This is a genomic window from Streptomyces sp. NPDC049577, from assembly GCF_040675635.1.
Classification (GTDB): domain Bacteria; phylum Actinomycetota; class Actinomycetes; order Streptomycetales; family Streptomycetaceae; genus Streptomyces.
In genome coordinates, this window is the sequence record NZ_JBFAPH010000171.1 from 1 (window position 1) to 14,029 (window position 14,029).

A 14,029-nucleotide genomic window follows, 5' to 3' on the forward strand; every position below is an offset into this window, starting at 1 on the left:
CTCTGCCACGGTTCGCCCTGATGTTCTGGCGCGTTGTCCCCCTTTGGCGCGGCGGGTGCCGGGGGTGGGTCGGTCAGGGCACCGGACGCGTGCTGATGCTGCTGCAGCAGCCGTTCCCAGGTGCCGTCGGCCGACCAAAGCCGATGGCGCTCGTAGGCCGTCTTCCACGGCCCGAACCGTTCTGGCAGGTCGCGCCAGTGCACCCCAGTCCGCACCCGGTGCAAGATCCCGTCGATCACCTGCCGGTGATCACGCCACCGCCCGCACCGACCGTTGCTGACCGGCAGGAACGGCCGGAGCCGTTCCCACTCCGCGTCCGACAGATCACCGCGTTCTCCCCGCCCCATACCTGGAGAACGAGCCGATCAGGCGACAGTCACATGATCGGCCGGACAGTTCCTGGGTGCTGGTGGGGCTGTGCCTCTTCGGAAGCTGATCACCGCCGGCTTCAGGGGTGACGGCCGTGTCCAGTCCTTACGGCCTGTCCGCCACCGTCAGGACGATCTTGCCGGCGGTGCGGTTGGTCTCGCCCAGCTCGTGGGCGCGGCCCGCCTCCGCCAGGGGGAAGGTCGCCGCGACCTCGGCGCGCAGCTGGCCGCTCTCCACGAGTGCGGCGATCTCCTTCATGCCGGTGCCGTCGGCCTCGACCATCACGAAGACCGCGCGGACGCCGGCCTCGCGGGCCTGCTCCCAGGGGAAGTCCTCCGCCGGCGGCACGATGGCGACGAGCGTGCCGCCCCGCTTCAGCGTGCGCAGGGAGCGGCCGGCGTACTCGCCGCCGATCGTGTCGATGACGATGTCGACGTCGCGGACGGTCTCGGCGAAGTCCTGGGCGGTGTAGTCGATCAGCTCGTCGGCGCCCAGGCCGCGCAGGAAGTCGTGCTTGCCGGCGCTGGCCGTGCCGATGACGTACGCGCCGCGCGCCTTGGCGATCTGGACGGCGAGGTGACCGACGCCGCCGGCGGCGGCGTGGATCAGCACGCGCTGGCCGGGCCGGACGTCCGCCGTGTCGACGAGCGCCTGCCAGGCGGTCAGTGCGGCGAGCGGCAGAGCGGCCGCCCGGACGTGGCCGAGGCCCTCGGGGACACGCGCGAAGTGGCGGCTGGGCGCGGTGACGTACTCGGCGTAGCCGGAGGCGACCTGCGGGAAGCGCGGCATGCCGAAGACCTCGTCGCCGGGGGCGAACAGGGTCACACCCGGGCCGACCTCCTCCACCACGCCGGAGACGTCCCAGCCCACGGTGAAGGGCGGCTGCTGGCCGTAGAAGGCGAACCCGCGCTCCCGGACCTTCCAGTCGACCGGGTTGACGCCGGCGGCGTGCACGCGCACCAGGATCTCCGCCGGGCCGGGCACGGGCCGGGGTACCTCGGTCAGCCGGAGGACCTCGGGCCCGCCGGCGCGGTCCTGGACGACGGCCTGCATGGTCTGCGCGTTCTCGGTGGTCATGAAAATGCCCTCTGTGTATGCATTGCTCCCGGTTTTCCCGGGCTCGGCATCCAGCTTCGCCGAGTTCCCGGGCCCGGGACAGTGGCCCGATGGCCATGGCATGAAAGAATCGGGCCATGCCTTCCCCGCATCGCGTCGTCGTCCTGGCCCTGGACGGGGTTCTCACCTTCGAGCTGGGCATCGCGCCCCGCATCTTCGGCGTGGCGCGCGGCCCGGCCGGCGAGCCGCTCTACGAGATCCTCACGTGCAGCCCCGACGGGCGTCCCGTGCGGTCCGAGGCCGGCTTCGGGATCGCCGTCGAGCACGACGCGTCCGTGCTGGCCGAGGCGGACACGGTCGTCATCCCGCCGTCCCACCGGCCGGGCCCGCTCCTGGAGGAGGGCCGCCTCACGACCCCCGTGCACGAGGCGCTGGCCCACATCCGTCCCGGTACGCGCGTGGTGGCGCTCTGCACGGGCGCCTACGTCCTCGCCGCGGCGGGACTGCTGCGCGGGCGGCCCGCCACCACGCACTGGCAGGAGGCCGGTCACATGCAGCGGCTCTTCACCGACGTCCGCATCGACCCGGACGTCCTCTTCGTCGACGACGGCGACGTCCTCACCTCCGCCGGCGCGGCCGCCGGCGTCGACCTGTGCCTGCACATCGTCCGCCGCGACCACGGCAGCGAGGTCGCCAACGAGGCGGCCCGGCTGTGCGTGGTGCCGCCGTGGCGGGACGGCGGCCAGGCCCAGTTCGTCCGCCGGCCCGTCCCCGACCTGGCCGACACCGGCACCGCGGCGACCCGCGCCTGGGCGCTCGACCACCTCGACCAGCCGATCGACCTGCGGCGTCTCGCCGCGCACGCCGGCATGAGCGTGCGCACCTTCACCCGCCGCTTCCGCGCCGAGACCGGCCAGAGCCCCGGCCAGTGGCTGACGCTCCAGCGCGTCGAGCGGGCGCGGCACCTGCTGGAGACGAGCGACCTGCCGGTCGACACGGTCGCCCACCGCGCGGGCTTCGGCACGGGCGCGTCGCTGCGGCAGCAACTGCGGACGGTGCTGGGCGTCTCCCCGCAGGCGTACCGGCGGACGTTCGGTGCCGTCACTTCTTCCACGGGGGCGCCGGCAGCTCGGCGTGCTTGACGGTGTAACCGCCCTTGACGACGGGCGCGTACGGCGCGGGGGCCATGCAGGTGCCGACGGGGACGTCCTGCCCCTTGTCGTCGAGGTTCAGGCCGTTCCAGGAGAACCCGACCCGGTCGCGCTCGCCCTTGCCGCCGTCGGAGACGCTGAAGCCGATCCGCTTGCCCACCCAGTCCGGCCCACCGGGGCTGACCTTGGTGATGACCGCCGTCAGGGTCGCGGTGTGCGGCCCGGTGACCAGGCAGTCCACCCGGCCCTCGGCGGTGTGGGTGACGTTCTGATCGGCGGAGTGGTGCGAGACCTTGACCGTGCCCTCGGCGTCGAAGGGCAACCCCTGGGGCGCCCCCGGCAGGGCGTGGGTGTACGGGGCGCCGTGCGCGTCGAAGCTGAACGAGCGGACGTCCTTGTCCTTCCAGTAGGGCAGCTCGAACGTCGCGCTGCCGGTGACGCTCGCGACGGCCGGCTTGTGCGCCTCCCGGTGCTCGGTGGCGGAGGCGGAAGCCGCGGAGGTGCCGGCCAGGGTGACGGTCACGGCGAGCGCGGCGAGCACGGCGGCGGTCTTGCGGCGGGAGGAAATCACGGTCGCTCCTTGGGAGTTGATCGGGAGTCGTTCGCTGTCCGACGTGATCCATCCTGGCCGCCGCGCCGCCCCTGATCGTCGTCCGCGAGAACGGATCCGTCTCCGCCGCGCGGGCTAGCCGTCCTCGCCCCCGAGGGTGACCGGCCCGGCGCCGGGACGCCGGCGGCCGCTGTGTCCCAGGTCACGGCAGTACGCGTTGCCTGCGCATGTTTCAGGCGGAAAGATCAAATGTCGCTCGACGCGGCCAAATCCGTCATTCCGCTTCGCCTATCGAGGGCTCAATGATCGAGTACATCCTCCCGGTCCTGCCGGGCCTCATGACCGCCGGCGCGGTGGCCGCGACAGTCAGTACGGTCGCCAAGCGCCGCCGCCTCGACGCCGCCTGGTACCGAGGGGTCGAGACCCGGGGCCGCTGTCTGCGCACGTTCGTGACCACGACCACGTGGCGGCGCGGCACGCACGAGAGCACGAACCGCTCGATGAGCCACGTGTACGAGTTCACGACCCCGGACGGCCGGACGCAGCGCTTCGAGGAGACCGGCTCCGCCACCGTCTTCGACGGGGACGTCGTCACCGTGCGCTACCCGCAGGGCCGCCCGGACCGGGCGACGGCCCTGCCGCCGGGGGACCGCGGGGCCATCGCCAAGTTCCGTCTGCAGCTGGGCTTCCTCATCTTCGGGACGCTGCTGTGCCTGGTGGTGACGGGCGTCTTCTTCACGGTCGGACGGGTGATGTCGGGGGTGACCGACGAGATCGGCAAGCACGACCCGGCCACGTTCCCGACGGCGCCGACGACACCGGCCCCCGCGCCGCCGTCGCACTCCGTGCCCACGCCCCCGCCCTTCCCGTCCCTGCCCCCGCTGCCCAGCGGCCCGCCGGACGACTTCCCCAAGCCCCCGGAGGGCTGGCCGACGGGCATGCCGTAGGCAGTCCCCGTGGGTCAGCCGGGCGCGCAGAAGGCGGTGCCGTGCAGGGACGCCCCGGCCATGCCGGAGTGGTACTGGGCCAGACTGTCCCACCCGCAGACCTGCACGGCGAGGGTACTTCCCGACACCCGGATGTAGCGGCTGCCTTTGAGGTCGATGCCCTTGCGGTCCTTACCGCCCACAATGTTGATGTCTATCCACACCCGGTCTCCCGGCTTGTAGGCCACGCCCTCCCGGAAGGACGTGAAGGCCGGCTTGTTGCCGCTGCACGCGGCGCCCTTGTTGCCGCTGGTGTCGGACAGGAGGCAGTAGTCGGCGACGAAGAACGTCTCCCGCACGTCGATCATGATGTTGTACCCGCCCGCGGCGTTGGCGGCCGGTGCCGTGGCCGTCGCACCCGAGAACAGGCCGGCCGTCGCCGCTCCGGCCATCGCGAGTCTTTTGATGGTGTGCAGCATGGTGTTTCGCTCCTTGTGAGATCAGTGGCCCGGGTGGGCGGCTTCCCCGACGACGACGCCGACCGTCGAGTGCCGGCGGCGCAGTGCCTTCAGCGGCTGGTACTCCGGGGCGTCCCAGAACGTGCGGACGGCTTCCTTGCTGGGGAATTCGTGGATGACGAGGGCCGGGGGGCGCCAGTCCCCCTCCAGCACCAGGCAGTCGTCGTCGATGAGAAGACTGCGCGCCCCGGCCTTTTCGATCAGCGGGGTCACGGCGTCGACGTACTGCTGGAAGCCGGCGGGGTCGTCGACGTCCAGGTCGATCACTACGTACGCGGTCATGGGTCGGCTCCTCCAAGGGGCCTTCGGTGGGCGGTGACACGACCGTACGGCGCAGGGCGTGGTCACCCCCATGCGTCAAACGCCGGCGAACATGCGTCATCGTCCGACCTGCGGGACGCGCGATAGATTCGCGAAATGGACGTGCTGAGCGATGTGGTGACGACGATGAAGGCCGGCCGTGCCAAGGTCACCCGCTCCCGGCGCTCCGGCCGGTGGGGAAGCCGCTTCGGCCCCTATCCGGGGGCCGGCTTCCACGTCGTGCTCGGCGGAGACTGCTGGCTGATACCTCCGGAGGGCGCCCCGCTGCGGCTGACGACCGGCGATGTCGTCTTCCTGCCGCACGGTGCCGCCCACGGGGTCAGCGACAATCCCGACCGGACGCTGGACCAGCTCCCCCGGGACCGGACCGAGACGCACGGGCCGGACCTGGTCACGGACGTCGGCGACGAGGAGCCGGCCGGTGATCAGACGCTCCTGCTGTGCGGCGCCTACCGGCTCAACCGGGACGTGGTCCATCCCTTCCTGCGGAGCCTTCCTCAGGTCATCCACCTTCCCGCGAGCCCCGACCGGCACGCTCAGCTCCGCTCGGCGGTCGAACTGCTGAGCCACGACGCCGTGCGGGACCGGGCAGGATCGGACGCCGCACTTCCGGCCCTGCTGGACCTGCTCATCGTGTACGCCCTGCGCGCGTGGCTGGAGCAGCAGTGCCCGGTGGAGAACGGGGGCTGGTGCGCGGCCCTACGGGACCCCGCCGTCGCCGCCGCGCTCGACCGGATGCACCGCGATCCGGCGCGTTCCTGGAGCGTGCAGAACCTGGCCGCGTCGGTGGGCCTGTCCCGTACGACCTTCGCGACGCGGTTCAGCTCCTACGTCGGCCAGTCGCCCATGGCCTACCTCACCTGGTGGCGGCTGAGCACCGCCGCACGCCTCCTGCGGGAGAGCGACGCGCCACTGGCGGCCGTCGCGCGCCAGGTCGGTTACGCCTCGGAGTTCGCCTTCGCCAACGCCTTCAAGCGGGAATTCGGTACCGCGCCGGGCGCCTTCCGCAAGGACCGCGCCGCGCCCCGTTAGAGGGTTTGCGCTTTCCGTTGCGTCAACTTCTACGGTCTTCCCTGTGGGCCGGAGGGACCGGCCCGGCGATGGGAGGCACGCACAATGGCCTGGTCGATCGCGGACGTGGCCCGGATGTCCAAAGTGACGTCCCGGACCCTGCGCCACTACGACGAGATCGGCCTGCTGCCGCCCGCGTGGATCGGGAGCAACGGGCATCGCTACTACGAGGAGGCCGAGCTGCTGCGGTTGCAGCAGATCCTGCTGATGCGGGAGCTGGGCCTGGGGCTGCGGGAGATCCAGGCGGTCCTGGACAGCGGGCTCGACCAGGTGGCCGTGCTCCGCGAGCACCACCGGCGGCTGCTGGTGGAACGGGACCGGCTGGAGACGCTGGCTCGCACGGTCGGCCGCACCATCGCCGAACTGGAGGAGAACAAGGACAAGGACATGGCGAAGATCAACCGGCCCGAGAACCTCTTCGAGGGCTTCGACGCCTCCGACCCCGAGCTCGACGCGGAGGTGCGGGAGCGCTGGCCCGAGCAGTGGGAGCAGTCCCGGCGGGCCGTCGAGACGATGACCCCCGAGGACACCGAGCATTGGCAGCGTGAGGTGACCGCCCAGATGATCCGCCTGGCGGAGCACATGGTGGCCGGCACCCCGGTCGGCGACCCGGCCGTCCAGGCCGAGATCGACGCCCACTACCAGGGCATCTGCCGCTTCTGGACCCCGAACGCCTGCGCCTACAAGGGCCTGGGCCGGACCTACGTCGACGACCCGCGGTTCCGGGAGAACTACGACAGGATCGCCGACGGGCTGGCCGAGTACCAGCGCGACGCGATGGCCTTCTACGCCGACGAGCGGCTGAGCTGAGCCGATCGCTCACGTCGCCGGGGGGCTGCAGACCCCCGGCCCACACCGCGATCTTGACCTCAAGCAAACTTCAGGTGTGAGGCTGTGCGGCATGAACACCGCCACCGTCCCACCGCTCACCGGCGCCGCATTCGACGAGCTCGCCGAGACGATCGCCGCCGGCGCCTCGATCGTCGGCATCGGGGAGTCCACGCGCTTCTCCCGAGAGGTCTTCGGCACACAGGACCAGCTCTTCCGGCGGCTCGTCCGGCACCACGGCTTCCGGGCGCTGGCCGTCCAGGACAGTGCCGGCGTCGGCGCCCGCCTCGACGCGTACGTCAACGGCGGCGAGGGTTCGGCCGAGGATGCCCTGGCCGACGCGTGGCGTCCCCAGCGCACGGCAGAAATGGCCGGGGCGCTGGAGTGGATACGCGCGTTCAACCAGGACCACGCGGACGACCCCGTCCGGATCTTCGGCGTCAAGCCGGTGCAGGCGGGGCCCGCGGACTACGACGCCGTCCTCGACCACGTCCGGCTTTCCGCCCCGGAACGGCTCGCGGAACTGGCCGGTCACCTGGAGCCCATCCGGACCGCACACCGCCTCGACGAGCACGTGCAGCGCGCCCAGGGCGTGCACCCCGGGCGCCCGTTCGCCGAGCACGCCCGCGACGCGCTGGCGCTGGTCAGTGCGGTGCCGGGGGCCGAGGGGGACATAGTCGCCCGGATGCGGCTGATCGTCGCCTTCCACGAACGCAGCGTCGCCGGCCGCGACAACTACGCGGGCGACGCGGTCACCTGGGCCGATGCGATCGACGAGTGGGCCGGCCGGCGCGTCGTCTACTGGGACGGCATCGCCCACACGTCGGCGACCGAGGTCACCCTGGGCATGGCCCCCGAACGCGGCCCGCAGGCCACCGTCGGCAGCGTGCTGCGCGGACGTCACGGCAGTGCGTACGTGTCCGTGGCGATCGGCTTCCACCACGGCGACCTCGGCGTCCACGCCGTCCCCGCCCCGGGTGCGGACCTCGTCGACGCGCGGCTCCCCGAGGGCTGGTCGGACCCCCGCCGCGACGACCGGGACGGACCGGCGAAGCTGCGCGTCATCAGTGGCGTCTACGACCCGTCCCACGACGGGACCGGGTTCCTTGCCGTCGATTCCCTGGCCGACGCGTTCGACGCGCTCGTTCACTTCCGTGAGGCCTCGCCGGTGCGCTGGTTGCCGTGAGTCAGTGCACGGCCCGGAAGTGCCGGCCCATCGCCGTGATCCACGACAGGGCGAGGGCACGATCACCCGTGCGTGAGGCGGCGTAGTACGCGGCCTTGATGCGCAGGCACTCCGCGCACGGCGCGGAACGGCGGCCGGAGGACTTCTTGAGCATGGGGGATACCTCGTGAGTGGGGGGTAATGACCGTGTGTGCCCCCAGCGTTGCGCTCCGCGCGTACGCTGCGGAAGGGGTACGTGTCCCCACCTCGATCCAGGGATGACGGGGGGAGTCCGCCATGCCACGACGGCGACGTCAGCTCACGCCGGGACGGTCCGCACGGCACCTGTTCGGTGCGGAGATGCGCATGCAGCGCGAGAAGGCGGGGCTGAGCCTGGCGCGACTCGGAAAGATCGTCCGCTACAGCAGCAGTCACCTGGCGCGTGTGGAGGTCGCGGAGGTCGTGCCGCCACCGGAGCTGCCGCCGCTGCTCGACGCGGCGTTCGGGACGGACGGCATCTTCGAGCGGATCTATGAGACCGCACGGCACGAGCCGTTTCCCGACAACATTCAGCGGCGGTTGGACCTCGAAAACCAAGCCGAGTTCATCAAGGAGTTCGCTGGCTACTTCATCCCTGGGCTGATCCAGACAGAAGGCTACGCTCGCGAGCTGTTCCGTGGCTTTGACCATCGGCGGACTGAGGAGAAGGTCGAAGAGCTGGTGGCGGAACGCATGGGTCGCAAGAAGCTTCTGCGGTCCGACTCGCCCCCGCGCATCGCGTATGTCGTCGACGAGGCAGTGCTACGACGTCCCGTTGGCACGCCCGGCGTCTGGTACGAGCAACTTGCCACGCTGGCGGACCTTGCGAGCGGGTCACCGATCCTCGTTCAGGTGCTGCCGTTTGCACACACGGAGTACCCGGCTCTCTGTGGGCAATTGACGCTGTACACCTTGCATGACAACATCACGATCGCCTATGAGGAGGGCGCCTCAAGGAGCGTCTCGGTCGAGGACCCGGACCTTGTTCGACGCCATCGTGACGCGTTCGCTTGGGTCAGCGCATGCGCGCTGTCGCCCCGTGACAGCGCGACCTTCATCAGGATGGTCATGAAGGAGATTCCTCATGAGAACAATTCCGCCGCTCTTCCGTTCGGGCTGGCATAAGTCCAGCCACAGCAACGGTGAAGGCGGTGGCGGTTGCCTCGAATGGTCCCAAGGCGGTGCCACCGTCCACATACGCGACAGCAAACGCCCCCACCGCCCCGCACTCGCCTTCCCCGCCCCCGCCTGGCAGGCATTCGTCAGGGCGCTCGCATCGCGAGAACCCGCCCCTCCGCCGTTCCGATCAGCAGTTCCCCGTCTCCCGGCGCGATGCGCAGGCTCAGCGGAGTGAAGACGTGCGAGCCGGCAGCGGTCGGCACGCGGCCGGCTTCTTCGCCGTCCTCCGCCCGCAACGTCACCAACTCCCGTGCCGCCGTCACGACGTAGACGTAGCCGCCCCGCGCGTCCACGCCCAGTACCGTCGACCCGGCCTCGTACGTCCACACCACCTCCCCCTCGGGGAACGTGCGCCGCACGAGGCGCGTACCACCGGTGTGGACGAGGCCGTCCCCGGCCATCACCCCGTGCCCGCCCGACTCCCACCCGAACAGGAACAGCGGCTCGATGCCGTCGGGCCCGACCCGCACCACCCACTTCTCGCCCGGCTCCCGCTCCTGCACGAACAGCAGGTGCGGTGAGTTCGGGACACGGAACTCGTCCGTCCGGCGGTCGTACTCGCCCAAAGCCACCGCTGCCAGTTCCCGTCCCGTCGGCGTGAACACGACCGCGTCCGAGGGCGCCCACCGGGCCGGAGGCCACAGGTCGCGGGAGTCGCGGGCCGCCCAGACGCCGTCCGTGCGGGCGGAGAGGACGACAGGGAAGCCGAGCCGGCGCTCGGCCACGACGGAGCCGTCGGCCAGGTCGACGCGCTGGAGCAGGGTCTTCTTGTCGTCGCTGGTGCCGATGAGCACCGTCACCCAGGCCGTCCGTTCGTCCGGCGCGACGTACAGTTCGCCGCCCGCGCGGTGAAACGTGTCGTCCGGCACGGGGACGGACCACAGCAGCTCGCCGCCAGGCGTCCAGCACTCCAGCAGGACGCTGTGGTCGCGCACGCACAACAGCCGCCCGTCGCGCAGGGGCTCGACGGCGGTCACCGCGTCGCGCGGGGACCAGCTGCGCCCCGCGGACCCGGCGAGAGCCGCCAGGCGTTCGCGGCCCGGCCAGACGCCCGGAGCGACCGGATCGCCCAGGAAGACCGCGCCGTCGTCCACCGGGGTCCGGGGACCGAAGGTGAGCGCGCCGTCCTCCAGCCGGGCGACGCAGCGCTCGTACGCGTCGCAGCCGTCCCGCTCGTAGCGGACGTCCGGCACGGCGAACGTGACCTCCAGCCGTTGCTCGTCGAGCCAGCGCAGGGCGTCCGCGCCCACGCCGTCGAAGCGGTGGGCGGTGTGCCGCCGGGCGGCGGGCTCGTAGAGCAGGAGGGTGCCCTCGCGGCGCACCTCGTCGCCCTCCTCCGTGGTGACGCCGAGCAGCGGCAGCACGGGGTGGAAGGCGAGTCCCTCGATGTGCTGGTCGAGTTCGACGGTGTCCCACAGCGCGAGGTCGGCCGGCTGTACGACGTGCCCGTCGCCCTCGGGCGGCTCCCGGAACCCACCGCGTACGAGAACCTCAACCCGATTCCCTTGTTCGTGTAGCCGTTCGGGCAGCCCTCTGTTCGCGTAGCGCACATCCTTACTGCGGCCCGGACTTGCTTCACTTATGCTGCCGACACGGTGGGGGCGTGTGACGATGGAGGGGCGGCGACGCGGATGAAACCTCGCGATCGGTCCGGAGGGACGGGCCAGCCGGGGGGTGAGACCGAGGGAGGGCCCCGCCATCCCGGCCCCGTCCTCCCCGCCCCCCGGCTGGCGCGCGGCATCCTCGTCGTGTCGCTGCTTTCGTACGCCGGAATGACCGTGCTGAACCTGCTGGGCCAGAAGTTCAGCCATGGTGCACTGGCCCTCGGCCTCCTCGGGCTCTTCGCCATCTGTTTCATGCAGTACTTCCACTCCGCGCCCGAGGCCCCGCGTCGTCTGGGGCGGCGCAAGTACCTGACGCTGGGCATCCAGGCGCTGTTCACCTACCTGCCGATCGTGATCTACGGGAACTGGTGGGGGAACATGGCCGGATTCCTCGCCGGATCGCTCCTCCTGCTGCTACCGCCGCGACCGGCCTGGGCGCTGTACGGGGCGGTGAGCGCCAGCATGTTCTTCTCCCCGCTCCTGAGCGGTCGCACCGCGGAGGTAAGCCTCTACCACAGCCAGATGACGATGCTCTGCGGCGTCGTCGTCTACGGGCTGTCGCACCTCTCCCAAGTGATCCAGGCTCTGCTCGACACCCGGCGCGAGCTCGCCCGCATGGCCGTGACGCGGGAGAGGCTGCGCTTCTCCCGGGATCTGCACGATCTCCTCGGCTACAGCCTCTCGTCCATCACGCTCAAGAGCGAGCTGATCCGCCGTCTGATCCCGGTCCAGCCCGAGCAGGCCGTGCGCGAGGTCGCGGAGGTACTGGCCATTTCTCGCCAGTCCCTGGCCGACGTGCGCACCGTCGCCAGTGGCTATCGCGAGATGTCGCTGGAGCAGGAACTCCTCTCCGCCCGGTCGGTCCTGACGGCGGCGGAGGTGGGCGTGCGGACCGACATCTCGTTGGACAAGGTGAGCCGGCAGGTCGACACGGTCCTCGCCACGGTGCTGAGGGAAGCCGTCACGAACGTGCTGCGGCACAGCAAGGCCGGCAGCTGCGTGATTTCCGTGGCGCGTTCCGGACGGGGGCGGGTCCGTCTCTCGGTGGTCAACGACGGTGCCGATCCCGCTCACCGGGACGTGTCGCCGGACAGCGGCAGCGGCCTCGGCAATCTGGCCACGCGGCTGGAGGCCGTCGGTGGGCGGTTGATTTTCAGCCGCTCGGACGAGGGCGTGTTTCGCTTGGAGGCAGAGGCCCCGGCAGTTCCGGACGACGATGAACCGGTCGTGCCGGCACGGGAGTTCGCGGTCGACGGTCCCGCCATGTGAACCGGTGCTGGGAGACCGTCGAGACGGAGAGCCCGGAGAGCCACGAGAGCCGGAGAGCCTGCCTGCATCGTGCACCTATGGTGAGGGGGTGCGGTGCGATCGAGGACGTCATGATGAAGGGGGGCTGGACCACGGATGGAGACCGCCGAGCGATCCGACGGCACCCGGGAGGGCGCCGCGGAAGGCAGAGCCGACGCCGGGAGCACTGTCAGGCTGCCCGCCCCCCGGCTGGCCCGGGGCATTCTCCTGGCCATGCTGCTGAGCTATGTCCACGTCATCACGATCAATGTGCTGGGCGAGGATCTGACCGGCACTCAGAAGGGCTGGAACCTCGCCGGGCTGGCGGTGAACGCCGTCCTGCAGTACTGCCACTCCACACCGTGGATCCAGCGTCGCCTGGGGCGGCTCAAGTACCTGACCCTGGGCTGCCAGGGCATCCTCAGCTATCTGCCGGTCGTTCTCCTGCACGACTGGTGGGGATCCATGGCCGGCTTCTTCGCCGGGTCGCTCCTCCTGCTCCTGCCGCCGCGAGTGGCCTGGACGCTGTACGGGGTGCTGGGCGTCGGCATGTTCGCCGGTCCGCTGCTGAGCGGCCAGGCCTGGGACATGAGCATCTACTTCAGCCAGTCGTCGCTGCTCTGCGGCATCACCGTCTACGGCCTCACACACCTCTCCCGAGTGATCCACGAACTCCATGAGACCCGCGACGAACTCGCCCGCATGGCCGTCGCCCAGGAACGGCTCCGTTTCGCCCGCGACCTGCACGACCTGCTCGGTTACAGCCTCTCCTCCATCACCCTCAAGACCGAGCTCATCCGCCGCCTCATCCACGTCCAGCCCGAGCAGGCCGTCGACGAGGTCGCCGAGGTGCTGACGATTTCGCGCCAGTCCCTGGCCGACGTGCGCACCGTCGCCAGCGGCTACCGGGAGATGTCGCTGGAGCAGGAAGTCGCCTCCGCACGCTCGGTGTTGGGCGCCGCCGAGGTCGACGTGCGGATCGACTTCTCCCTCGGACCGGTCGACCGCCAGGTCGACACCGTCCTCGCGACCGTGCTGCGGGAAGCGGTCACCAACCTCCTGCGGCACAGCAGGGCCACGCACTGCGCCATCACCGTGACCCGGTTCCACGACGCCCGCGTGCGGCTGGCCGTGGTCAACGACGGTGCTGATCCCGGCCATCGCGACGCCTCCCCGGACAGCGGCAGCGGCCTCGGGAACCTGGCGACGCGGCTGGAGGCGATCGGGGGCCGGCTGACCTTCGGCCACGCCGACGACGGCACGTTCCGCCTGACGGCCGAGGCCCCCGCTGGGGGTGGGGCCGGCCAACGGGCCTTGCGTGACGCAGAGTTCGCGGCCGGCGGCCCGGGCGCCTGAATTGCGGATTCCGTATAACTCTCCGCAATAACTCTCATACCGCATGATCAAGTATTGGTAAGATCCCACCTCCCCCACAGCACCTTCGAAGCACCCCCGCAGCACCCCCCGCTTTACCCCCACACCCGACCCGCAGACGGCAACAGATGAGGGCAGCCCGGTGATACGGATACTTCTGGCCGAGGACATGAACATGGTCCGCGGAGCGCTGGTGGCGCTATTGAACCTGGAGCATGACATCGAGGTCGTGTGCGAGCTGGAGCGCGGCGACGAGATCGTGGACGCGGCGCTCAAGCACCGGCCGGACGTGGCGATCATCGACATCGACCTGCCGGGGGTCGACGGTCTGACCGCCGCGGCCGAGCTGCGGGAGCGGATGCCGGAGTGCCGGACGCTCATCCTCACCAACCTCGGCCGTCCGGGCACCCTGCGCCGGGCCCTGGCCGCGCACGTCTCGGGATATCTGCTGAAGGACGCGCCGCCGGACGAACTGGCCACCGCGATCCGCCGGGTGGCGGCCGGCCAGCGGTCCATCGACCCGAAGCTGGCCCTGGCCGCGTGGGGCGGCAGCGAGAGTCCGCTGACGTCGCGGGAGTCCGAGGTGCTGCG

The 14,029-nt window shown here is 70.9% G+C and carries 17 protein-coding genes; 10 read left to right on the top strand and 7 right to left on the bottom strand.

Features of this window, described 5'->3' with window-relative positions:
* On the bottom strand, positions 1-347 hold a 347-nt coding region (locus tag AB0K09_RS19735), incomplete at its 3' end, for a transposase (protein WP_366066665.1).
* A 127-nt stretch (positions 348-474) separates the two neighbouring features.
* Positions 475-1,446 carry an NADP-dependent oxidoreductase gene (locus AB0K09_RS19740; RefSeq protein WP_366066666.1) on the bottom strand — a complete coding sequence of 324 codons (972 nt, stop codon included), beginning with the start codon at positions 1,444-1,446 and terminating at the stop codon, positions 475-477.
* A gap of 116 nt (positions 1,447-1,562) precedes the next feature.
* Between AB0K09_RS19740 and AB0K09_RS19745 the strand changes: the two genes are divergently transcribed.
* Positions 1,563-2,567: a helix-turn-helix domain-containing protein gene (locus AB0K09_RS19745; RefSeq protein ID WP_366066667.1), complete on the top strand. Its 1,005-nt coding sequence runs from the start codon at positions 1,563-1,565 to the stop codon at positions 2,565-2,567.
* Here the strand turns inward: AB0K09_RS19745 and AB0K09_RS19750 are convergent.
* Positions 2,527-3,147, bottom strand: a complete 621-nt coding sequence (locus AB0K09_RS19750; protein WP_366066668.1) for a hypothetical protein — start codon at positions 3,145-3,147, stop codon at positions 2,527-2,529. The two genes, AB0K09_RS19745 and AB0K09_RS19750, sit on opposite strands and share 41 nt — an antisense overlap.
* A gap of 281 nt (positions 3,148-3,428) precedes the next feature.
* Between AB0K09_RS19750 and AB0K09_RS19755 the strand changes: the two genes are divergently transcribed.
* The gene (locus tag AB0K09_RS19755; RefSeq protein WP_366066669.1) at positions 3,429-4,073 is read left to right on the top strand and encodes a DUF3592 domain-containing protein; all 645 of its coding nucleotides are present in this window, start codon (positions 3,429-3,431) and stop codon (positions 4,071-4,073) included.
* 14 nt (positions 4,074-4,087) lie between these two features.
* Here the strand turns inward: AB0K09_RS19755 and AB0K09_RS19760 are convergent, their stop codons facing one another.
* Entirely contained in the window at positions 4,088-4,531 is a 444-nt protein-coding gene (locus tag AB0K09_RS19760; protein ID WP_366066670.1) for a hypothetical protein, read from the bottom strand.
* 21 nt (positions 4,532-4,552) lie between these two features.
* The gene (locus AB0K09_RS19765) at positions 4,553-4,852 is read right to left on the bottom strand and encodes a DUF1330 domain-containing protein (protein WP_366066671.1); all 300 of its coding nucleotides are present in this window, start codon (positions 4,850-4,852) and stop codon (positions 4,553-4,555) included.
* Positions 4,853-4,987: 135 nt separating this feature from the next.
* On the opposite strand from AB0K09_RS19765, the gene AB0K09_RS19770 reads away from it, so the two are divergent.
* From AB0K09_RS19770 to AB0K09_RS19780, 3 genes are all read left to right on the top strand, one after another.
* The gene (locus AB0K09_RS19770) at positions 4,988-5,923 is read left to right on the top strand and encodes an AraC family transcriptional regulator (RefSeq protein WP_366066672.1); all 936 of its coding nucleotides are present in this window, start codon (positions 4,988-4,990) and stop codon (positions 5,921-5,923) included.
* Between the two features lie 84 nt (positions 5,924-6,007).
* On the top strand, positions 6,008-6,772 hold the full coding sequence (locus AB0K09_RS19775) for a MerR family transcriptional regulator (protein WP_366066673.1): 765 nt from the start codon (positions 6,008-6,010) through the stop codon (positions 6,770-6,772).
* Between the two features lie 91 nt (positions 6,773-6,863).
* Positions 6,864-7,976 carry an erythromycin esterase family protein gene (locus AB0K09_RS19780; protein ID WP_366066674.1) on the top strand — a complete coding sequence of 371 codons (1,113 nt, stop codon included), beginning with the start codon at positions 6,864-6,866 and terminating at the stop codon, positions 7,974-7,976.
* 1 nt (position 7,977) lies between these two features.
* On the opposite strand, the gene AB0K09_RS19785 is transcribed toward AB0K09_RS19780, so the two are convergent.
* The gene (locus AB0K09_RS19785) at positions 7,978-8,130 is read right to left on the bottom strand and encodes a hypothetical protein (protein ID WP_366066675.1); all 153 of its coding nucleotides are present in this window, start codon (positions 8,128-8,130) and stop codon (positions 7,978-7,980) included.
* 122 nt (positions 8,131-8,252) lie between these two features.
* On the opposite strand from AB0K09_RS19785, the gene AB0K09_RS19790 reads away from it, so the two are divergent.
* Both AB0K09_RS19790 and AB0K09_RS19795 read left to right on the top strand, forming a co-directional pair.
* The gene (locus AB0K09_RS19790; protein ID WP_366066676.1) at positions 8,253-9,119 is read left to right on the top strand and encodes a helix-turn-helix transcriptional regulator; all 867 of its coding nucleotides are present in this window, start codon (positions 8,253-8,255) and stop codon (positions 9,117-9,119) included.
* Positions 9,079-9,348, top strand: a complete 270-nt coding sequence (locus tag AB0K09_RS19795; protein WP_366066677.1) for a DUF397 domain-containing protein — start codon at positions 9,079-9,081, stop codon at positions 9,346-9,348. Before AB0K09_RS19790 ends, AB0K09_RS19795 begins: the two co-directional genes overlap by 41 nt.
* On the opposite strand, the gene AB0K09_RS19800 is transcribed toward AB0K09_RS19795, so the two are convergent.
* Positions 9,257-10,723 (bottom strand): PQQ-binding-like beta-propeller repeat protein, encoded by a 1,467-nt coding sequence (locus AB0K09_RS19800; protein WP_366066678.1) that lies wholly within the window; start codon positions 10,721-10,723, stop codon positions 9,257-9,259. The genes AB0K09_RS19795 and AB0K09_RS19800 overlap by 92 nt on opposite strands.
* Positions 10,724-10,921: 198 nt before the next feature.
* Between AB0K09_RS19800 and AB0K09_RS19805 the strand changes: the two genes are divergently transcribed.
* The 3 genes from AB0K09_RS19805 to AB0K09_RS19815 all read left to right on the top strand — a co-directional run.
* Positions 10,922-12,046 (top strand): histidine kinase, encoded by a 1,125-nt coding sequence (locus AB0K09_RS19805; RefSeq protein WP_366066679.1) that lies wholly within the window; start codon positions 10,922-10,924, stop codon positions 12,044-12,046.
* A 135-nt stretch (positions 12,047-12,181) separates the two neighbouring features.
* On the top strand, positions 12,182-13,420 hold the full coding sequence (locus AB0K09_RS19810; protein WP_366066680.1) for a histidine kinase: 1,239 nt from the start codon (positions 12,182-12,184) through the stop codon (positions 13,418-13,420).
* 160 nt (positions 13,421-13,580) lie between these two features.
* A partial coding sequence (locus AB0K09_RS19815; RefSeq protein WP_366066681.1) for a response regulator transcription factor occupies positions 13,581-14,029 on the top strand: 449 nt, incomplete at its 3' end.